We start from the raw sequence: 21133 nt of genomic DNA, 5'->3' as shown, positions 1-21133 counted from the left end.
AGGTAATTATTATGATTTTCTTCTCAATCAGCCGCCGGGTATTGTTTGCCCTCGCGGTCACTGTCATCCTGAGTGCTTGCGGCGGCTCCAGTGGCGAACAGCCGCCCCCCAATCAGGATGATGGTAATGGTTCACAGCAGTCTTCAATGAGCAGTGACCACAGCAGCAGCGCGCCTCCCGACGAGGGTGATAATGACGAGTCGGGTAACAGTTCCAGCAGCGTTGCGGACAACAACAGCAGCGAGTCGTCTGACAATAATCATTCTGACGGCACACAGTCCTCCAGCTCCAGTGCGCCAGCCGCGGAAGAGGCTAATTATCTGGATCAGGTGCGGATCAGTGCACTTGCCGGAGGCAGTGTCCGTTTCAGTATTACCGTGCCGATGCGTAAAGATGCGGTCCATGTCTTTGCCCGCCGCAACGGTGCCCAGGATTTCGTGGTCAACGATATCCAGAGTCAGAGTGGTGCCGAGGTTGACAACGGTGACGGCACTTTTACCTATCACGTGGTGCGCGAAAGCAGCTACGATGACGGTGACCGGATCGAAGCGCGTTTTTTCAGCTTTGAACCGGGTGCCGGTCAACTGTTTTACCCGGGCCCAACCGATGCCACTTGGGTATCTCTAGTGTACGCTGAAGGCGCCGAGTCGGACGAGTACTCCACTGGAGGAGACGCGAACTCCAGCTCCAGCTCAAGCAGCGATCCCGACGATAGCTCGAGCTCCAGCAGCAGTCCTCCAAATACCGATTACTCCGAGGGTGGATATACCCCGCCGCACGATCCGGATTATCAGCCCACAGAAGTTGGCGGTGTCATGCCACTTTTTCACGCAGGAACGCCACTGGAGCCGGTCATCACCTATGAAACTGATGATGCGCTGATTACCCGTTTTTCGGATCGCGCCCGTGACCGTCATGCCAAGGAAGATCAATTTCAGCAATACGACCATTTCCTGAGCTTCTATTGGGAGCACCGCACGGCGGCGATTGAAATTATCGACCGGGTTGCCAAAGGCGGCGACAGTATTCGTATGAATGTGCGTACTCAGTGGCGCTTGAATGACCTGGAAGCGGAAAATCGTTGGTTTTATGTGGGCAGAAATACCGTTGCGGAGTTTTGTGATAACGGCACGATGGAAGTGATTGACGATCTGAATTACTACAAGGAGCGCAGTCACAACTGCCGTCAGGGCCGTGCTATCCAGCTCGGTGATCGGCTCGAGTTTGAAATCAGTCAGTTCCTGGCTCCGGGTGTACCCAATGGTCGGGCACCTTATTACGGTACCACCTACCTCTATATTGTCGGCGAAGGTATCGTGCCCTGGAATGTTGGCGGCACAACACCCGCAGGGGGGATAAAAGATTCGGTTAAAATTCCCGAGCGCGCCTGGCTTGGTGGCGATACAACGCTGCATGCGAATACGTCCGGTGAACCCCAGAACCGGTTTATGCAGATGGCCACCAATCTTGGTTACGACAATGCCCAGCCGTTTGTCGAAGGCCGGCGAGTGCTGCATACCTCATTCGTCGATGGTACTCACGACGAATTGCCAGCGGAAAATCCGGTGTTTGAAGAACTCGCGGGTTTATCCGGTCCTCGCTATATCAATGAAGCCTGCTCGGATTGCCATGTACGCAATGGTCGTGCCGTACCTGAGGCTTTGGGTGAACATCTCGAGAAATGGGTTTTTCAGGTCGGCGACGAAGAAGGTAATCCTCACCCGTATTTGGGGCGGGTGCTGCAGGCCGAGGCCAATCAGGGGGCCGAGAGTGAAGGCCAAGTGTTTATCGCCTCCTGGTTTGAGCAAAACGGTCTGCGCCGGCCCGTTTATGAGTTTACCGGTGTGACGCCTGAGCGCTTCTCGGCCCGTATTGCGCCGCAGCTCGTGGGTATGGGGTTACTGGAGGCTATCCCTGAGGAAGCGATATTGGCGTTGGAAGATCCCTATGACGAGAGCGGCGATGGTATTTCCGGCCGTGCCAACCGGGTGGTTGATCCGGAAACCGGCGAAACCCGCTTGGGCCGCTTTGGCTGGAAGGCGGGCAAAGTGAGCATCCTGCACCAGGTTGTCGGTGCCCTGAACACCGACATGGGCGTGATGACCTCGGTGATGCCCGAGCCGGATTGTGGCAGTGCGCAGACTGACTGTGGCCCGAGCGGCGCCGAGTTGGACGATATCCACGTGGAGAATCTGGTCAAGTACATTGCGTTGCTCGGCGTGCCGCCACAGCAGAATTACGATGATCCTGCCGTGATGCGGGGTGAGACAGCTTTCTCCGAGATTGGCTGTGCGAGTTGTCATACGCCGAGCTTCCAGACCAGCCCCTATCACCCACTGGCGGAGCTGCGCGACCAGACTATTTATCCCTACACCGATATGCTCCTTCACGATATGGGCCCGGATATGGCGGATACCCTGGGTGAAGGCGAGGCCTCGGGTTCCGAGTGGCGCACAGCACCGCTGTGGGGTCTGGGGCATTCCGCCTGCGTAACCGGGGGCATGACCCAGGCTCCGCCAGGCCAACGCGAATGCACGCCGGAGCACGGTTACTTGCACGATGGCCGTGCGCGCACTATTGAAGAAGCGATTCTGTGGCACGGCGGAGAAGGCGAGTCCGCTAAAAATGCCTATGAGGCGTTGTCAGAGTCGCAGCAACAGGATGTTCTGGAGTTCCTTCGGTCGTTGTGATCCTCCTAGCTTGGGTGCTCTACAAGGGCACCCTTTTTTATTCGTAAAAAAAGCCCTCGGCTCGCGCCTGAGGGCTTTTTTGTCGGTCGGCACCGGGAACTGGGTCGAAGGTACTAACGCTCCAGGTACTGCAGTTTGTCCGGTACGCCATCCCACTCCTCGGCATCGGCCGGGGCGTCTTTCTTTTCCGTGATATTGGGCCACACTTCCGACAGCTCGGCATTCAGCTCCAGATAAACCGCCTGCTCCTCGGGCAGCTCATCTTCCGAGAAGATGGCATCCACCGGACACTCAGGTTCACAAAGTGCGCAGTCAATGCACTCGTCCGGGTGAATGACCAGAAAATTGGGGCCTTCATAGAAACAGTCTACCGGGCAGACTTCAACACAGTCGGTATGTTTACACTTGATGCAGTTTTCCCCAACGACAAACGTCATATCAGGCTCCAGTAGTCTCGATTGCGGTCACGGTTGTTTGGAATGCGCGCATTTTAGCAGCATTCTCAGCTTTTGGTAGGGCGCCGTGGCCCCGAATGACTATTTTAACAGCTCTTTCAGGGCGTAAAGGCGCTCCAGCGCCTGGCGCGGGGTCAGTTCGTCCGGGTTCAGCTCGCCCAGGGCATCCATCGCCGGGTGCGGCTGACTGTCGAACAGGCCGCCCTGAACGGGGCCTCCTGCCGGCGTTGGTGCCGCCCCGAGGATGTCTTTGGCGGGGGCCTTCTCGCCCTTGAGCCGTTCGTCGCTTTGCTCGAGTAGCGCTAGCTGGTGTTTGGCGTCATGCAGCACCGGGTCGGGGATGCCCGCCAGCTTGGCCACTTGTAAGCCATAGCTTTTGCTGGCCGGACCCTCCTGAACCTTGTGCAGGAACACAATATTGTCTTTGTGCTCGGTGGCGTCCAGATGGACGTTGGCAATACCGGGCAGCTCACTGGGGAGTAAGGTCAGCTCAAAGTAGTGGGTGGCGAACAGGGTGTAGGCTTTGACCTGTTCCGCCAGGTGGCGGGCGCAGGCCCAGGCCAGGGCAAGACCGTCGAAAGTGCTGGTACCCCGACCAATTTCATCCATCAACACGAGGCTGCGCGCAGTCGCGTTGTGGAGGATATTGGCCGTCTCGGTCATCTCTACCATGAAGGTGGACCGGCCACCGGCGAGATCATCCGAAGAACCGATTCGGGTGAAGATCCGATCGACCAGCCCGATCTCTGCCCGCGCAGCGGGCACAAAGCTGCCGATATGGGCGAGCAACACAATCAGTGCCGCCTGGCGCATATAGGTGGATTTACCGCCCATATTGGGGCCAGTGACCAGCAGCATATGGCGCTCAGGCCCGAAGTTGAGGTCGTTGGGCACAAAAGGTGCCTCGCTGACCTGCTCCACGACCGGATGACGGCCGTCGGTGATGGCAATACCCGGAGTCTCTTTGAGCGTGGGGCGGCAAAAACTCAGTGCGTCAGCGCGTTCGGTGAGCGTGCTGAGTACGTCCAGCTCCGCAATGGCCGCGGCGGAGTCCTGCAGCGGCAACAGCTGCTCATTGAGAATTTCCAGTAGCTCCTCGTACAGGGCTTTTTCCCGTGTCAGCGCCCGGCTCTTGGCGGACAGCGCCTTGTCTTCGAACTCCTTCAGCTCGGGCGTGATGAAGCGCTCGGCGTTTTTCAGGGTCTGGCGCCGGATATAGTCCGCCGGGGCCTGGCCGGCCTGTGACCGGGTCAGTTCAATAAAGTAGCCGTGGACCCGGTTATAGCCCACTTTCAGGGTGGAAATGCCTGTGCGTTCACGTTCGCGGGTTTCCAGATCGACCAGATACTGGCCGGCGTTGTTGCTGATATTGCGCAGCTCGTCCAGTTCCGGGTCGTAGCCCTCGGCGATGACGCCGCCGTCGCGAATGACCACCGGCGGATTCTCCACAATGGCGCGCCCAAGCAAATCTACCAGGGCAGGAAAAGTACTGATGCGCGCTGCCAACTGTTTGAGCAGCGGCGCCTCGTGGTCTTTCAGCGCGCTCTGCACTTCCGGGTAACAGGCCAGAGACATATAGAGACGCGACAGATCCCGGGGGCGGGAGGAGCGCAGTGCCAGGCGCCCGAGGATTCGCTCCAGGTCGCCGACGCGCTTGAGCAGTTGGTGGACAGGCTCAAAACCGTAGTTGTGTTGCAGGCTGGCGATGGCCTCCTGGCGCGCCTGGAGTTGCGCCAGATCCCGCAGCGGACGGTTTAGCCAGCGGCGCAGCAGGCGGCTGCCCATGCTGGTGGCGGCGGTGTTGAGGACCGCGAACAGGGTGTGCTCTTCGCCCCCGCCGAGGTTGATATCCAGTTCCAGATTGCGCCGGGTGGCGGCGTCCAGAATGACCGCCTCGTCGCGAACCTCTGCCGCCAGGCCGCGCACGTGGGGCAGAGCGGTGCGCTGGGTCTCCCGTGCGTAGCTGAGCAGGCAGCCGGCGGCCGCGAGCGCGGTGTGCATATGATCGCAGCCAAAACCGGCCAGATCCTGGGTGCCGAACTGCTGGGTCAGCAGGCGCCGGGCGGTATCCAGCTCGAACTCCCAGGGGCCGCGCCGACGCAGGCCCTTGCGGCCCTGCAGCAGCTCGGGCGCGCCCAGGTCGTCGCTCACCAACAGCTCGGCCGGACTCAGCCGTTGCAGCTCGCCCAGGGCGGCATCCAGGCCGTCCACCTCCAGCACCAGGAAGCGGCCGCTGGCCATATCGAGGGAGGCGATGCCGTAGTGCTCACCGTCCTGATGAACAGCCACCAGCAGGTTATCCCGGCGCTCGTCGAGCAACGCCTCGTCGCTGATGGTGCCGGGGGTGACGATGCGCATAACCTTGCGCTCCACCGGCCCCTTGCTGGTGGCCGGATCCCCAATCTGTTCGCAGATTGCCACCGATACCCCGGCGCGCACCAGTTTGGCCAGATAGCCGTCAGCGGCATGGTAGGGGATGCCCGCCATGGGAATCGGCTGACCGTTGGACTTGCCTCGGGCGGTGAGGGTCACATCCAGCAGCTCGGAAGCCTTTTTGGCGTCATCGTAAAACAGCTCGTAGAAGTCGCCCATGCGGTAGAACACCAACTCATGTGGGTGTTCGGCCTTGATGCGCAGGTACTGCTGCATCATCGGGGTATGCTGATCGGGCGCGCTGGTAGTTGCCATAGAGTGTTTGGACTGGTTGTCTGAATTTAAGGCGGGTATTCTACAGGGATTCATCGAGGCCTCAAAAGGGTGATTAATGCAGCACGCGGATTTGGATGTGACTCTGATGCACCTGGCGGCGGAGTTGGGCGCGGAGTTGAAGGCCCTTCAATGGCAGGTAACGGCGGCAGAATCCTGCACGGGGGGCGGTATCGCCGCGGCGATTACCGCCGTGGCGGGAAGCTCGGCCTGGTTTGAAGTGGGCTTTGTCACCTACGCCAACCGGACCAAAACGTCGCTGCTGGGCGTCCCTGAGGCGACTCTGGAGGCCCACGGCGCGGTGAGCGAGCCGGTGGTGCTGGCGATGGTGGAGGGTGCCCTGGCGGCCTCTGGCGCGGATCTGGCGGTGGCGGTGAGCGGTATCGCCGGGCCTGATGGCGGCTCGCGTGAAAAGCCGGTGGGGACGGTATGGCTGGCCTGGGGCCGGGCTGACGGCTGGCGCCGGGCACGTTGTTTCTATTTTGATGGCGACCGGGCGAGTGTGCGGCGCCAGGCGGTGGTGGTGGCCTTGCGGGAGCTGGTGGATATCTGTCAGCATGGCGGGCGTGCCTATGAGCCGCCGGAGGTGGGCAGGGGCTGAAACAAGGGTTGGTGACACGCGGTGAATACGTCCCTGTACGCTCGAGCGCGGCATCCCTGCCGCGCACGGTCACCAACCCTTGTTTCAGCCCCCACCCACCTCCTCAGACAGCGTTTGGGCCGTTCTGGAGAGAGCCCTTGAGGGAGGGAAGGGGGTGCTCGACCGTAGGAGGCATGGACGACCCACAGGGATGTGGGAAGTGTCCCGAAGCGCCTGGAGCGCGTAGGGACGGCCGACTTCGAGCGTACAGGGAAGTATTTACAGCGAGTCGAGGACCCCCTTCCCTCCCTCAAGGGCGTAAATCTGACAGTACCGGCCCAAGACCTGTAAAAATTCACAGTACTGTTTGCGTATACAGTGAAATGTTGTATGCTTACGGGTAATCGCTGGCGGGTCGGTAGGTGGTGGCGCCAGTGTCAACAACTAAGAATGAGAAGGCGCGGTACGACCGCGGTTTCAGTAACTTTTGACTTGATATTGAGGTGTCTCGGATGGATGCGAACAAAGAGAAAGCGTTGCAGGCGGCTTTAGGCCAGATTGAGCGTCAGTTTGGTAAAGGTACGGTCATGCGTATGGGGGACAAGGAATTGGTCGCAATTCCTTCGATTTCTACGGGCTCTCTGGGGTTGGACGCGGCGCTCGGCATTGGCGGTCTTCCCAAGGGGCGGATTGTGGAAATCTACGGGCCGGAATCCTCCGGTAAAACCACATTGACCTTGCAGGTAGTGGCCGAAGCCCAGCGCATGGGTGGCACCTGTGCCTTTATCGATGCTGAGCATGCGCTCGACCCGCAGTATGCCGCCAAGTTGGGCGTCAAGGTAGACGACCTGATCATCTCCCAGCCGGACACCGGTGAGCAGGCCCTGGAAGTGACTGACATGCTGGTGCGCTCCGGTGCGGTAGATGTACTGGTTGTGGATTCGGTGGCAGCACTGACCCCCCGGGCCGAGATTGAAGGCGATATGGGCGATCAGCACGTCGGCTTGCAGGCCCGTCTGATGTCTCAGGCACTGCGCAAAATTACCGGCAATATCAAGAATGCCAACTGCCTGGTGATCTTCATCAACCAGATTCGTATGAAAATCGGGGTCATGTTCGGCAGCCCCGAGACGACCACTGGTGGTAACGCTCTCAAGTTCTACTCTTCGGTACGTCTCGATATCCGCCGCATCGGCGCGGTGAAAGACGGTGATGAAGTCACTGGCTCCGAGACCCGGGTCAAAGTGGTCAAGAACAAAGTGGCGCCGCCCTTTAAGCAGGCAGAGTTCCAAATCCTGTACGGCACGGGAATCAACCGCTATGGTGAAGTGATCGACTATGGCGTGAAATACGGTATATTGGACAAGGCGGGCGCCTGGTACAGCTATCAGGGCGACAAGGTTGGCCAGGGCAAGAACAATGTGGTCAAGTTCCTGCAGGAGAATCCCGACGTGGCTGCTGAGCTGGAAGCGAAGGTGCGGGCAGAGATGCTCCCCACTGTCACCAACGCTCCCAAAGCGAAAGTTGAGGCTGGTCAGGACGCCGTTGAGGCTGAGGAGTAACACACTCCGATGCGGCCCCGGGGTCACCCGTCGGGGCCGTTGAACCTGGGCGCTGTTTCGCAGTCGATAGTTAATAATACTGTTGCCGGTTCCCGGACGAGGTCGATATGAGTCAACGCGCAACCAAAATGCTGCTTTTCGCCATTCTGGCGATCGTTATGGCGGCCTGTAGTCGAACGCCACAGGTGGTTACCGACCACGATACAACCTACGATTTTTCCGGGTTGCGAACCTTCGAGGTTCTGCCTTCGAGCCAAGTGGGCGAAGGTCGCTCGGTGCTGATCTCTCCCTTTACGTTCAACCACCTGCGGCACGTTGTCGAGCGTGAGCTGGGACTGCGGTATGCCCGGCTGGACCAGGACGATGAGCGCACGCCGGACTTTACTGTGCGCTATCATGTAGTGATGGAAGAGCGACTGGACGTGCGGGCATATGATCAGCGCTACGGATTTGGTTATTACGGGTATCGCTACCGCCCCATGTTTATGTACCACCCCGGCCCGGCCCCTCGGGTGTATCGTCAGGGCACGCTGATTCTGGATATGGTCGACAATCGCTCGGGTGAACCCATCTGGCGCGGTATCTCCGAGCAGCGCCTGCGCGACGGTATGCGACCGGAAGAGCAGCGGGAGCTGCTGGAGCGGGTCGCGAAAGAAATGTTGAGCCAGTTTCCGCCTGTCAACTGAGCCATGAAAGATAGTCAGGCTGCCAGCCACGCCGATGTGCGTTACACCGCTATGAATTTGTTGGCACGTCGGGAGCACTCGGCGGGGGAGTTGCAACAGAAGTTGCGCCAGCGTTTTGACGATACGACGCTGATAGATGACGTCTTGGCGCGGTTGGTGGAGCAGGATCTTCTGAGCGATGAGCGCTTTACAGAAGCGTTTGTCCGCATGCGGGTTGGGCAGGGCAAGGGGCCCTTGCGAATTGGTCAAGAGCTCAAGCAGAAGCAAGTGGCTGAGCATTTGGTTGATGTGTATCTCGGGCAGGCGGACGTCGATTGGTTCGCTTTGGCGCGTGATGTGTGCGAGCGGCGCTTCGGCGATACAGCAGCATCCGATCTTAAGGAAAAAGCCCGTCGGGTCCGGTTTCTTCAGTACCGGGGGTTCACTGGCGAGCAGGTCCGCGCAGCAATCGGGTAGATCGCCCGTCCTCCTTTTTCCCTCCTTCTTTGTAAATTATTGTTAAACGGGCATCCTTTGCGCTTTTACCAGCGAATCAAAGGTTTAGAATCCGTTTAATGCACATCCTGACCGTAATTGTCCCTCCAGTCAGGCAGAATCTTTTAATTTACGAGTAGTCGGTATGAATAATCGTTTTCTGGCCTTTTTGGGCGCCATGGTGTTGAGTGCGGGAGCACTGGCTCAGGAGGGCGACGAAGGCGGCCCCCAAGTCATCGTCAAAACTGTGGCGAAAGAAACTATCGAGAATCGAATCGAAGCTTTGGGTAATTTACGCGCCAATGAGTCCATTCGCGTGACCTCCAATATTACCAAAACGGTGACTCGCCTGAATTTTGAGGACGGCCAACGTGTAGAGCGGGGCCATATCCTCGTGGAAATGACAAGTGCTGAAGAACTCGCACTTTTGGAAGAGGGCCGTGTAAACACTGATGAGGCCGAGCGCCAATTGGAACGGGTGCGGTCGCTGGTCGAACGCGGTGCCGCATCCCAGTCTATCCTGGACCAGCGAACCCGGGAGTTTGAATCCGCGCGCGCCCGTTACGCGGCAATTGAGTCACGCCTCGAGGATTTGCGTTTACGAGCCCCCTTTGACGGTGTTGTGGGGCTGCGCAATATCAGTGTTGGCGCTCTGGTGACGCCTGGAGATCTGATTACCACACTCAATGACGATAGCCGCATGAAGCTCGACTTCACGGTGCCGGCCGTGAGTTTACGTCACCTGCAGACCGGTTTGCCCGTTGTGGCACGCAGCCGGGCATTTGGTGACCGCGAATTTGAGGGCGAAGTGGTCAGCATTGACAATCAGATCGACCTGGTCACCCGGGCGGTTACCGTTCGGGCTTTGCTGCCCAATGATGAGGGGTTGCTGCGCCAGGGTATGTTGATGAATGTAGAGTTGCTCACCGAGGCACGTGAGTCACTGGTAATACCTGAGGCGGCAATTCTGGCGCTGGGGAATGAGCAATATGTTTTTGTGGTGGTTGGCGAAGACGGCGATAAGCGTTCAGAGCGGCGTACGGTACACCTGGGGGAGCGGTTCCTGGGGCGGGTTGAGGTCCTGGATGGACTCGAAGCAGGGGAGCAGGTGGTCACTCACGGTCTTCAGCGGGTACGCGACGGTCAGCCGGTGCGCATTCTGACTGAGGACACTGGGGACCGCTCGGTGCGCGACATGCTCAACGCAGCGCAACAATAACCGGAGTCGTCCAGAATGCTGTTATCAGATGTCTCCATCAAGCGCCCGGTTTTCGCGTCGGTCATCTCGTTATTGTTGATCGCATTTGGTCTGCTCGCGTTCGACCGTCTGACGTTGCGCGAGTACCCTGATATCGACCCTCCCATTGTATCCATCCGCACCGACTACCCCGGTGCCAACGCTTCGATTATCGAAACCCGAATTACCCGGATCATTGAGGACCGTATCGCGGGTATCGAGGGGATTGAATACATTCAGTCATCCAGTGAAAACGGGCGATCCAATATCACGGTGAGGTTTGATATTGGTCGGGATATTGACGCGGCGGCCAACGATATTCGGGACCGGGTGTCGCGCTTGGGGCGAGTTTTGCCGACCGAGGCTGACCCTCCGGAAGTTATTAAAGTGAGTTCCGATGACAATGTGGTGGTGTGGTTCAACCTGGCCGGTGACGGCTATAGTCTCCCGGAGCTGACCGATTATGCTGAACGCTATCTTGTCGATCGCTTTTCGGTGATTGATGGTGTGGCGCAGGTTCGTATCGGTGGCCGGCAGCGCTATGCCATGCGGATCTGGCTCGACCGTCAGGAGTTGGCGGCCCGCGGACTGACGGTCAACGATGTTGAGGATGCTTTGCGGGCTGAAAATGTCGAGCTGCCCGCCGGGTCTATTGAATCGGCCGATCGTCAATTCTCTGTGCGCATGGCGCGCAATTACCGCACTCCTGATGACTTCAGTCGCCTGGTGCTCTATCAGGGTGACGATGGCTACTTGATCCGCTTGGGCGATGTCGCGCGGGTGGAGAAGGGGACTGAAGAAGATCGGAATACCTTTCGTGGCAATCGGGTTCCTATGGTCGGGATTGGTTTGATCAAACAGTCCACGGCCAACACGGTTGACGTGTCGCGGGCGGCGCGGGTTGAAGTGGCTCGGGTCAATGAAAATTTGCCCTCGGGCATGCGTATTGAGCAGAGCTTTGATAGCTCGATTTTTATTGAAGAGGCCATCAGCGAAGTCTATACAACGTTGCTGTTCGCCATTGGCATGGTCATCCTGGTCATCTATCTGTTCTTGGGCAGCGCGCGGGCGATGTTGATTCCGGCTGTGACCGTGCCGGTTTCTATTATTGCGACCTTCACAGTCCTGGCGGTACTCGGTTTTTCGGTAAACCTGCTGACCTTGCTGGCCCTGGTGTTGGCGATCGGGCTGGTGGTGGATGATGCCATTGTGGTGTTGGAAAACATCGTCCGGCATATAGAGGAGAAGGGCAAGCCGCCGTTGTTGGCGGCTTATCGTGGCACTCGGGAGGTGGGCTTTGCGGTGGTTACTACCACGCTGGTACTGATCTCGGTGTTTACGCCCATCGCATTCTTGACTGGCGATGTCGGACGCCTGTTCTCGGAGTTTGCCTTGACCATGGCGGCGGCAGTGGCGTTCTCGTCCCTGATCGCGTTGACCCTGTCGGCGATGTTGGCATCGAAGCTGTTGAGGCCCAAGAAGGAAAAACGCAATTGGTTGGTGACCAAAGTTGATAGTGGCATCGTCTGTCTACGTCACTACTACGCCCGCTCGTTGCATTTCTGTTTACGCCATATCACGGTTGTTGTCGGGATCTTTTTCATCCTTCTTGCAGGCACTCTCTGGTTATCACAACAGTTGCCGTCAGAGTATGCACCGCGGGAGGATCGCGGCTCATTCTTCGTTATCGTCAATGGTCCGGAAGGTGCCAGTTTCTCTTACATGGCCGACTACATGGATGAGATCGAAGACAGATTGATGAAGTACGTAGATCAGGGGGATGTGGCCCGTTTACTCGTGCGTGCTCCGCGTGCCTGGGGCGCGCTTGAGCGTTTTAACAGCGGTATAGTCATCGCCACCCTGACGCCTTGGGCGGAACGTCGCAGCGGGTTTGACATTATGGATGATGTTCGCCGCGACCTGAGTGATCTGCCCGGCGTGACAGCTTTTCCGGTGATGCGTCAGGGCTTTGCCAGTGGCACCGAGAAACCCCTGCAGTTTGTGATTGGTGGTGGCACCTATGAAGAGCTGGCCGAGTGGCGCGATGTCCTGGTGGAGAAGATGGAAGATCATCCGCAACTGTCCGGTATCGATTGGGATTACAAGGAGACCCGTCCACAGTTTGAGGTGCTGATCGACTCAATCAGTGCGGCGGATCTTGGCGTGAGTGTCAGCAATATTGGCCGAACGCTGGAGACTATGCAGGGGTCGCGGCGGGTCACCACCTTTGTGGAGCAGGGTGAGGAGTATGAAGTCATGCTCGAAGGTGAACGCGACTCTCAGCGAACTATCCGGAGTATGGAGAACATCTACGTGCGCTCGGAGCGTACCGGTGAGCTGATTCCGTTGGCAAACCTTGTGGATATTCGTGAGTTTGCCGATGCGGCCACGCTCAATCGCTATAACCGGATTCGGGCCATCACGCTCGAGGCCGAGCTGCAGGACGGCTTGACGTTGGGCGATGCGCTCGACTTTATGCACGAGATGGCGGCTGAGCATTTACCGGAAGGCGTGGTAATCGACTACAAGGGGGAGTCGCGTGACTTTATGGAGTCCGGCGGTTCTATCATGTTCATCTTTATGCTCGGTATCATGATTACCTTCCTGGTGCTTGCGGCCCAGTTTGAGAGTTATGTACATCCGTTTGTCATTATGCTGACGGTGCCATTGGCGATTGCGGGGGGAATGCTCGGTTTGTACCTGACTGGCAATTCGCTCAACCTCTACTCACAGATCGGTCTGGTGATGTTGATCGGTTTGTCGGCTAAAAACGGCATTTTGATCGTCGAGTTTGCCAACCAGCTCCGGGATAAAGGTGTAGAATTCATGGACGCCCTCGAGCAGGCTGCCTCGGCCCGCCTGCGTCCGATTTTGATGACCGGTATCACTACCGCCGCCGGGGCTATTCCTTTGGTGGTGTCCTCGGGGGCTGGCTCTGAGACGCGAGCGGTTATTGGTGTAGTGGTTATTTCGGGGGTCTTGGCGGCAACCCTGTTTACGCTCTTTGTGGTCCCCACCGCCTACGCGCTCTTGGCCCGAAAAACCGGGTCGCCCAACGATGTGAAGCGTAAGCTGGACAGAATCGCTGATGAGTACGACCAAAGCCATCCGGCAAAAGCGAAAGATATGCCGGAATAACTTATGACCTGAAAGGCAGTGGACCTATGAAAATGATAATAAATGGCACAATGGGTGCCTTGTTGGTGTTGCTTGTGTACGGCTGCATGCTCATCCCCGAGCAGGTGGAGCAGGTGGCTTGGCGTATTGATTCACTGGAGACCATTGGTGGCCACCCGGTAACGGTAATCGGCGACCCAAAAGTGGTTCAGACGCGCTACGGTAAAGCGGTGACATTTGACGGTGACGGCGACCGTATTCAGGTGCCGCACAACCCCTTGGGGGATGCTACTGAGTTTACGGTGGAAATTGTCTTCAGGGCCAATGACGTCTATCCGGATAACTGGGAGCCCCGGTTCCTGCATATCCAGGATCCCGAGAACCCTCAGCGGCGTATTACCATCGAGCTGCGCCTCACAGATAGCGGGCAGTGGTATCTCGATGCCTTCATCATGTCCGAGCTGTCAAACTACACCCTGATAGACGCTACGCTGTTGCATCCGACGGAAAAGTGGGCGCATGCAGCGATCACCTTCAAAGATCGAACATTTACCTCTTACGTCAACGGTGTGGAGGAACTCAGCGCAGAGGTTGATTACCTGCCCATTGGCGAACGTGGTATGACGTCCATCGGCGGCCGCATGAATGATGTCCATTGGTTTAATGGTGATATTCTGACGATAAGGGTGACCCATCGGGTGCTGGCCCCGGAGGAGTTTGTGGTGTTCGAGGATCTCTACTAGCCCTTGCCCCCGCTCCCAAGTCTCCATCACCTTGGGCGAATAACGGTAGCTGCCTAGCTACCGTTCTGGGAGGCCGACGGCACTCACTGCGATACTCAGCAGATCGCGCCGGATTCATGGCTGTCAGGTCTTGAGCCGGGACTTCAGGAAGTCGACGATGCCCTTTAGGGGAACGTCACTGGACTCGGCGTCGCGGCGGCCTTTGTACTCGATGGTCTGCTTTTCCAAGCCGCGGTCGCCGACGACGATCCGGTGCGGGATGCCCATCAGCTCGGTGTCAGCAAGCATGACGCCCAGACGCGCTTTGGCCTCGTCCATAAAGAGCACATCGATGCCCGCCTGGCACAGTCGATCGTAGAGGGCTTCGCATTCCTTGGCGACTGCCTCGGACTTGTGCATGTTGATCGGGATCAGCGCCACCTGGAAGGGTGCGATGGCGTTCGGCCAGATTATTCCGTTGTCGTCGTGATTTTGCTCGATAGCGGCGGCGACTACCCGGGTGACGCCAATGCCGTAGCAACCCATGATCATGGGCTGGGTCTTGCCGTTTTCGTCCAGTACTTTGGCGCCCATGGCTTCGGAGTATTTGGTGCCTAACTGAAAAATGTGGCCAACCTCAATCCCGCGCTTGATCTCAAGGGTGCCCTTTCCGTCGGGGCTGCTATCACCGGCCACCACATTGCGGATATCTTCCACTCGCGGCAGGGGCAGATCGCGTTCCCAGTTTACACCGGTAAGGTGATAGCCATCCTTGTTGGCACCGCAGGTAAAGTCGCTCAGATGCGCGGCGGTGCGATCGACAATAACATCAATCTTCAGGCCAACAGGGCCGAGTGAGCCGATGCCAACGCCCAGCTCACTTTTTATACGCTCTTCCGGGGCGAAGGTGAGAGGATTGGCGACGCCGGAGAGTTTCTCCGCCTTGATATCGTTGAGCTCGTGATCGCCGCGCACCACGAGTGCGACCAAGGGCTGTTGCTGGCCTTCCTCGGCTTCCCCGAGAACCACCAGGGTTTTGACGGTCTGGGAGGGATCAAGATTCAGGAAGGCCGCGACCTCGGCGATGGTGTGCTGACCAGGCGTGGCGACCTCAGTCAGAGCCTGCAACGGGGCAAAACGTTCTCCCGCCGGCGCCAGCGCCTCCGCTTTCTCGATGTTGGCGGCGTAATGACTGGCATTGCTGAAGACGATGGCGTCTTCGCCGCTGTCGGCCAGAACGTGAAACTCGTGCGAGTGAGCGCCGCCAATGGAGCCGGTGTCGGCCAGCACCGGACGGTAGTTGAGGCCACAGCGGCTGAAAATATTGCAGTAGGCCCGGTGCATGGCATCGTAGGTCTTTTGCAGCGACGCCTGGTCAACGTGGAATGAGTAGGCGTCTTTCATGATGAACTCCCGTGAGCGCATCACCCCAAAACGTGGACGGATTTCGTCACGGAACTTGGTCTGAATTTGGTAGAAATTGGCGGGTAGCTGTTTGTAGCTGCTGACTTCATTGCGAATCAGGTCAGTGATCACTTCTTCGTGGGTGGGGCCCAGGCAGAAGGCGCGTTCGTGCCGGTCGCTGATACGCAGCAGCTCGGGGCCGTACTGCTGCCAGCGGCCAGACTCCTGCCACAGTTCAGCGGGCTGAACCACCGGCATCAACACCTCTTGAGCGCCGGCATTGTCCATCTCTTCACGCACGATGCGCTCTACTTTGCGCAATACCCGCAGCCCCATGGGAAGCCAGGAGTACAGGCCCGAGGCGAGCTTGCGGATCATGCCCGCGCGCAGCATCAACTGGTGGCTGATAACCTCGGCGTCGGAGGGGGTCTCTTTCAAAGTGGCAATCAAAAATCGGCTGGCACGCATAGTTTTGGCTTCTTAGTCGCTATACTGTAAAAAACGCCTATTCTACGGTGGAACGCAGTGCGGGTACAGCGGTCCACCGGGATAATGTCAACCACAGGATCCACAGGAGTCGAGCTATGTTTGAGCTACATCCGCGTCTGGCCCAGGACAGCGTACTCGTGGGGCGCTTCCCGCTTTCGTTGTTGCTGTTGAGTAAGGATGCCAACTACCCTTGGTGCATCCTGGTCCCTCAGCGGGCCGAGATCTTCGAGATCCATCATCTGGGAGAGGAGGAGCAGTTGCAGCTGATCCGTGAGTCCTGTCGCCTGTCTGAGGTGATGACCAGCGTTTTCGATGCCCACAAGATGAATGTGGCCGCGTTGGGAAATGTGGTGCGTCAGCTGCATGTGCACCATATCGCCCGCTTCAGTGATGATCCGGCTTGGCCTCAGCCAATCTGGGGTGCAGTGCCACAGAAAGCCTACTCCGAGGGCGCGCTGGAGGAGCGGATGGAGCGACTCCAGGCGGCATTGGTGGGAGATGACTTTACCGTTGCCTGAGTCGCGTGCAGCGATACCACCAAAAAGGGCTGCCTGGTGGCAGCCCTTTTTGGAGATCGCGACCTGGAGTGGTTTACTCGGCCATTTCTTTCAATTTCTTCAGCGGGCGGACTTTGACCACAGTGGACGCCGGTTTCGCCTTGAACACGGTCTCTTCGCCGGTGAAAGGGTTGATGCCTTTGCGGGCCTTCTTCGCAGGCTTTTTCACGGTGTTGATTTTCATCAGGCCGGGCATTACAAACTCGCCACAGGCGCGTTTTTTGATGTGGCCTTCGATGATGTCTGACAGCTCGTCCAGTACCGATTGAACCTGTTTTTTGGTCAGCTCGGTGTTTTCGGCGATTTGGCCGACGATCTGGGTCTTGGTATAGCGCTCACGCACCGCGGTGATTTTCTTGGCGGGCTTGGCAGCGGCCGCTTTTTTCGGTGCGGCTTTCTTGGCGGGTGCCTTTTTGGCAGGTGCTTTTCGTGCAGCCATGGTAGTTTCCTTTTCGCTGGTTATTTATGTGTGATTATTGCCGCGTCTGGACGGCAACGCACCTTGTAACCCGGCTAAAAGCCCTATTTTTATAGGCTTAAACGACCCCGGCAAGGCTTGGTGCTATGTATAAAGGATAAAATCGTCAGGTGCAAGTGATTTAACACTCCAATTCGTCTTCTTCATCCACTAGAATTCCCCGTTCGATCAGGGTTTCCACCAGCGTTATCAGTGCCTCAGAACTGGCCAGTGCGGCCAGCTCCCGACCTTCGATGGGACGCATCTGGCAGAGGCGCTCGGCGAGTGCCTCGGTGCAGGCAAACCTTTCACCATCAGCATAAAGCCAGGTCTGAGTGTTCACGGTCCTGCTCGCCAGGCGCGTGGCTGGGTGGGGTTGCCAACGGTCTTCCTGCCAGTGTTCTGCGTCTACGTATTGCTCGGGCTGATCCTGGTCCGGGTATTTGCGCTCGGTCATATAGCGTCCCAGCCAGTCACCGATGCGGTCGTGGCTCAGGTAGTCGAGTAGTTGTGCGCGGATGGTATCAATGGCGCTGGCGGGAATCTCGCCGGGGTGGCGCCCCAGGGTCAGGCCCGGGTCGCCATAGCGTTGGTCTTCGGTCAGATGGCTGGCGATATCCTGAGCCAATTCGCACAAGATGTCGGCATGGCTCGGCGCTCGAAAGCCGATAGAGTAGGTCAGGCAGTCGTCGCCCTGGGCGGTGCCCCAGTGGGCAATGCCCGGGGGCAGGTAAAGCATATCGCCCGGCTCGAGGATCCAGTCGTGCTCGGGCTCGAAGTCCTTGAGGATACGCAACGCCGCGCCTTCGATGCGCGGACTTTGGCTGTCGCAGGATTGTCCCACTTGCCAGCGGCGTTTGCCCTGGCCCTGGAGCAGGAAGACGTCGTAGTAGTCGAAGTGCGGCCCGACGCTACCCTGGTCGGCGGCGTAGCTGACCATGATGTCGTCGAGACGCCAGTTGGGGATAAAGCGGAAGTCGTCGAGCAGGTCGCGCACGTCGGGTACCCATTGGTCGACGGCCTGGACGAGCAGGGTCCAGTGGCTTTTGGGAAGCTGCTGGTAGGTGTTTTCGTCGAAGGGGCCGTGGCGCAGTTCCCAGGGGGTGGTGCCGTGTTCGAGGATGAGACGGGCTTCGGCGTCTTCTTCGAGGGACAGTCCGGCGAGGTCGTTGCCGTCGATGGGGCTCTGGAAGTCGGGGTAGGCCTGGCGGATCAGCAGGGGTTGTTTCTGCCAGTAGTGGGCCAGAAAGTCTTCAACGCTAATATCACCGAGTTTGTTCAGGGGCATCTTTTTCTCGCTTTTGTTTTGAGGTTAGTGCCTGGCTCAAGGTTTCTGTGGTGCCAATGGGTGTACCGGCTCGGGAAGGGGGCGAAGGGTTCTGAAAACGCATGAATACATCCCTGTAGCTCCCTCTCTTCATCCCTGAAGAGAGGGTTTCAGAACCCTTCGCCCCCTTCCCGAGCCTCAGTGCCATCCTGAGAATGTTTGGTTCTTAAGCACATTTCCGTCTTTTTAGGTTTCGCAGCTAGCTTACAAGTAAGTGGTGATATCTGGCATATCCCTTGAAGTGGGTGGGCTTTGCCAGTTCGAGGGGTAGATGCGGATAGGTGGCACTGAGGGCAGTCCAGCCGGGGGCGGGTAGCGGTTTCCGGGACCGTCTGCCGCCTGGATGGCGGCAGTCGAGCCCCCAGGGATGGGTTCACGGCGTGTCCCGGAAACCGCTACCCGCCCCCGGCTGGACTGCCCGGTCTGCCCGATGGCCACCTTAACAGCCACCCTATAGACACCTGAACCGCCAGGCTAGATGGCTTTGGCCTGATCGACCGCGTTGCCGATGTAATTGGCGGGGGTCAGGTCGCGGATGGTCTGCTTGGCGCTCTCGGGGATATCCAGCGTCTCCACAAACTCGGCCAACACCTGTTGGGTGATGTCCTGACCGCGAGTCAGCGCCTTCAGCTTCTCGTAAGGCTCGGGCACGTTGTAGCGGCGCATGATGGTCTGGATCGGCTCGGCCAGCACTTCCCAGGCGTTGTCCAGATCCTGCTGCAGGCGTTTGCGGTTGGTCTCCAGCTTGCCGATGCCCTTGAGGGTGGAGGCGTAGGCGATCAGACTGTAGCCGAAGCCTACGCCCATGTTGCGCAGCACCGTGGAATCGGTCAGGTCGCGCTGCCAACGGGAGATCGGCAGTTTTTGCGCCAGGTGAGTAAAGATGGCATTGCCAATACCCAGGTTGCCCTCGGAGTTTTCAAAGTCGATGGGGTTGACCTTGTGGGGCATGGTGGAAGAGCCCACTTCGCCTTCGACGGTTCTCTGCTTGAAGTAACCCAGCGAGATATAGCCCCAGATGTCCCGGTCGAAGTCGATCAGGATGGTATTGAAGCGGGCGATGGCATCGAACAGCTCGGCGATGTAGTCGTGGGGTTCGATCTGGGTGGTGTAGGGGTTGAAGGTCAGCCCCAGGCTTTCGACAAAATGTTGGGCATTGATCTGCCAGTCCACGTCCGGGTAGGCGGACAGGTGGGCGTTGTAGTTGCCCACGGCGCCGTTGATTTTGCCCAACAGTTCGACGCCTTCGATCTGGCTCAGCTGGCGGCGCAGGCGCGCGACCACGTTGGCCATCTCTTTACCCACGGTGGTGGGCGAGGCGGTCTGGCCGTGGGTGCGCGAGAGCATGGGTTCGCTGGCGTTGGCGTGGGCCAGATGGGTGATGGCGTTGACGATCTCGGTGGCGTCATTGACCAGCACGTCGCGGCCGGCTTTGAGCATCAGGGCGTGGGAGAGGTTGTTGATATCCTCACTGGTGCAGGCAAAGTGCACAAACTCCAGCACGTTCTCCAGCTCCTGGTTGCCGGCAAAGCGCTTCTTCAAAAAGTATTCCACGGCTTTGACGTCGTGGTTGGTGGTGCGCTCGATGGTCTTGATCTGCTCGGCGTCCGCCTCGCTGAAGTCGTCGACAATGGCATCCAGTGCCAGGTTGGTTTCGTCGCTGAACGCCGGGACTTCGAGGATGTCGCGGTGGCGGCTCAGGTGCTGGAGCCAGCGCACTTCAACTTCCACCCGACAGCGGATCAGGCCGTATTCACTGAAAATGCCGCGCAGGGCCAGGGTTTTACTGCCGTAGCGGCCATCGACCGGAGATACGGCATTGAGTGGGGAGAGGGTGGCAAACGGGGTTTCCATGAACAGTCTCTTCTTTCGCAGTCGGGAGTGAATGGGGTATGGCAACAAGTCGCCGAAAGGCCGCTATTGTAGCGGACTTTGACGGGATTATCAGTGTTGCTCGTCGTTTTGCGCTGCCGGGTTGGCCTTTTCGGCCCTTGCCACGGCAGCGCGGGCTTCGTGCGCGAGTTCGTCGGCGGCCGCGAGCAGGGCCTTGCGGTTGACCAGCAGTTGCCAGCGATTGCCGCCTACCTGGCGCCAGAGCATGGCCGAACGGATGCCCGCCAGCAGTAATGCGCGCACCTGGTTGGCGATTCGGGCCTGACGCAGGTAGCCGGCGTCGCCGGACACCTGAATGCGGAAACGAAAAGTGCTGATGGTCTCGCTGTAGAGATCGCCCAGGTTGCCAACGACGTTTTCGTGGATGGTATCGAAGTGCTCCGCCTGACGGGCGGCCTGCTCCAACCGGGAGCCCAGCACGCCGAGCATGTCTTGGCGTTTGGCCAGCTTTTTCTGCAGATGCAGGATGCCCAGCGCGTAGCGTAGAGGTTCACCGTGCAGGCGATTGCCCTGTTGCAGCACCTCGCGCAGTGCCCGCAACCCCGGTTCAAGGTGGCGCAGATCTTCATCGCTGCCGAAAACCGCGCGCGCGTTGGGCGGATCGAAAACGAACAGGCTCTCGATACTGCAGCGGTAGTTGTCCATTGCCAGGTAGCCGGTTTTGGCAATTTGATCCACCAGGCCGGCGGCCTGAAATATCCCCGCCAGGGCTATCGCCCGGTCGTGCCATCGATTACTCACTGATTGGCTTTCCTCATTGAAACTGAAGGTGTCGCT

At 58.4% G+C, this 21133-nt stretch carries 16 protein-coding genes; 9 read left to right on the top strand and 7 right to left on the bottom strand.

Features of this window, described 5'->3' with window-relative positions; genetic code table 11:
- The first annotated feature begins 11 nt into the window (after window positions 1-11).
- Entirely contained in the window at window positions 12-2690 is a 2679-nt protein-coding gene (locus DKW72_RS14205) for a di-heme oxidoreductase family protein (protein WP_111643048.1), read from the top strand.
- A 113-nt stretch (window positions 2691-2803) separates the two neighbouring features.
- On the opposite strand, the gene fdxA is transcribed toward DKW72_RS14205, so the two are convergent.
- Together fdxA and mutS are read right to left on the bottom strand one after the other, a co-directional pair.
- Entirely contained in the window at window positions 2804-3127 is a 324-nt protein-coding gene (gene fdxA / locus DKW72_RS14200; RefSeq protein WP_111643047.1) for a ferredoxin FdxA, read from the bottom strand.
- Window positions 3128-3226: 99 nt separating this feature from the next.
- Window positions 3227-5833, bottom strand: coding sequence for a DNA mismatch repair protein MutS (mutS, locus tag DKW72_RS14195; RefSeq protein WP_232522414.1), 2607 nt, complete (start codon window positions 5831-5833; stop codon window positions 3227-3229).
- A 76-nt stretch (window positions 5834-5909) separates the two neighbouring features.
- On the opposite strand from mutS, the gene DKW72_RS14190 reads away from it, so the two are divergent.
- The 7 genes from DKW72_RS14190 (at window position 5910) to DKW72_RS14160 (ending at window position 14250) form a co-directional block, all read left to right on the top strand.
- Window positions 5910-6452, top strand: coding sequence for a CinA family protein (locus DKW72_RS14190; RefSeq protein ID WP_111643045.1), 543 nt, complete (start codon window positions 5910-5912; stop codon window positions 6450-6452).
- A gap of 491 nt (window positions 6453-6943) precedes the next feature.
- Window positions 6944-7993 (top strand): recombinase RecA, encoded by a 1050-nt coding sequence (gene recA / locus DKW72_RS14185; RefSeq protein ID WP_111643044.1) that lies wholly within the window; start codon window positions 6944-6946, stop codon window positions 7991-7993.
- A 107-nt stretch (window positions 7994-8100) separates the two neighbouring features.
- The gene (locus tag DKW72_RS14180) at window positions 8101-8679 is read left to right on the top strand and encodes a DUF4136 domain-containing protein (RefSeq protein WP_111643043.1); all 579 of its coding nucleotides are present in this window, start codon (window positions 8101-8103) and stop codon (window positions 8677-8679) included.
- A 3-nt stretch (window positions 8680-8682) separates the two neighbouring features.
- Window positions 8683-9135, top strand: coding sequence for a regulatory protein RecX (locus DKW72_RS14175; protein WP_198411368.1), 453 nt, complete (start codon window positions 8683-8685; stop codon window positions 9133-9135).
- Window positions 9136-9298: 163 nt separating this feature from the next.
- Entirely contained in the window at window positions 9299-10372 is a 1074-nt protein-coding gene (locus tag DKW72_RS14170; RefSeq protein ID WP_232522413.1) for an efflux RND transporter periplasmic adaptor subunit, read from the top strand.
- 15 nt (window positions 10373-10387) lie between these two features.
- The gene (locus DKW72_RS14165; RefSeq protein WP_111643042.1) at window positions 10388-13528 is read left to right on the top strand and encodes an efflux RND transporter permease subunit; all 3141 of its coding nucleotides are present in this window, start codon (window positions 10388-10390) and stop codon (window positions 13526-13528) included.
- 26 nt (window positions 13529-13554) lie between these two features.
- Window positions 13555-14250: a LamG domain-containing protein gene (locus DKW72_RS14160; RefSeq protein ID WP_111643041.1), complete on the top strand. Its 696-nt coding sequence runs from the start codon at window positions 13555-13557 to the stop codon at window positions 14248-14250.
- 123 nt (window positions 14251-14373) lie between these two features.
- Here DKW72_RS14160 and DKW72_RS14155 read toward each other — a convergent pair whose 3' ends face one another.
- Window positions 14374-16101 (bottom strand): proline--tRNA ligase, encoded by a 1728-nt coding sequence (locus DKW72_RS14155; protein WP_111643040.1) that lies wholly within the window; start codon window positions 16099-16101, stop codon window positions 14374-14376.
- Between the two features lie 116 nt (window positions 16102-16217).
- Between DKW72_RS14155 and DKW72_RS14150 the strand changes: the two genes are divergently transcribed.
- Window positions 16218-16640, top strand: coding sequence for an HIT domain-containing protein (locus tag DKW72_RS14150; protein ID WP_111643039.1), 423 nt, complete (start codon window positions 16218-16220; stop codon window positions 16638-16640).
- A gap of 73 nt (window positions 16641-16713) precedes the next feature.
- Here the strand turns inward: DKW72_RS14150 and DKW72_RS14145 are convergent, their stop codons facing one another.
- The 4 genes from DKW72_RS14145 to hflD form a co-directional block, all read right to left on the bottom strand.
- Window positions 16714-17118, bottom strand: coding sequence for an HU family DNA-binding protein (locus DKW72_RS14145; RefSeq protein WP_111643038.1), 405 nt, complete (start codon window positions 17116-17118; stop codon window positions 16714-16716).
- Between the two features lie 160 nt (window positions 17119-17278).
- Window positions 17279-18424, bottom strand: a complete 1146-nt coding sequence (locus DKW72_RS14140; RefSeq protein ID WP_111643037.1) for a cupin domain-containing protein — start codon at window positions 18422-18424, stop codon at window positions 17279-17281.
- A 513-nt stretch (window positions 18425-18937) separates the two neighbouring features.
- Window positions 18938-20317, bottom strand: a complete 1380-nt coding sequence (purB, locus tag DKW72_RS14135; protein WP_111643036.1) for an adenylosuccinate lyase — start codon at window positions 20315-20317, stop codon at window positions 18938-18940.
- Between the two features lie 90 nt (window positions 20318-20407).
- Window positions 20408-21097: a high frequency lysogenization protein HflD gene (gene hflD / locus DKW72_RS14130; RefSeq protein WP_111643035.1), complete on the bottom strand. Its 690-nt coding sequence runs from the start codon at window positions 21095-21097 to the stop codon at window positions 20408-20410.
- Window positions 21098-21133 lie beyond the last annotated feature (36 nt).

This window comes from Marinimicrobium alkaliphilum (genome assembly GCF_003259155.1).
GTDB lineage: Bacteria > Pseudomonadota > Gammaproteobacteria > Pseudomonadales > Cellvibrionaceae > Marinimicrobium_A > Marinimicrobium_A alkaliphilum.
The sequence above is the reverse complement of the archived record's forward strand: the minus strand, read 5'-3'. Positions and strand labels throughout refer to the sequence as shown.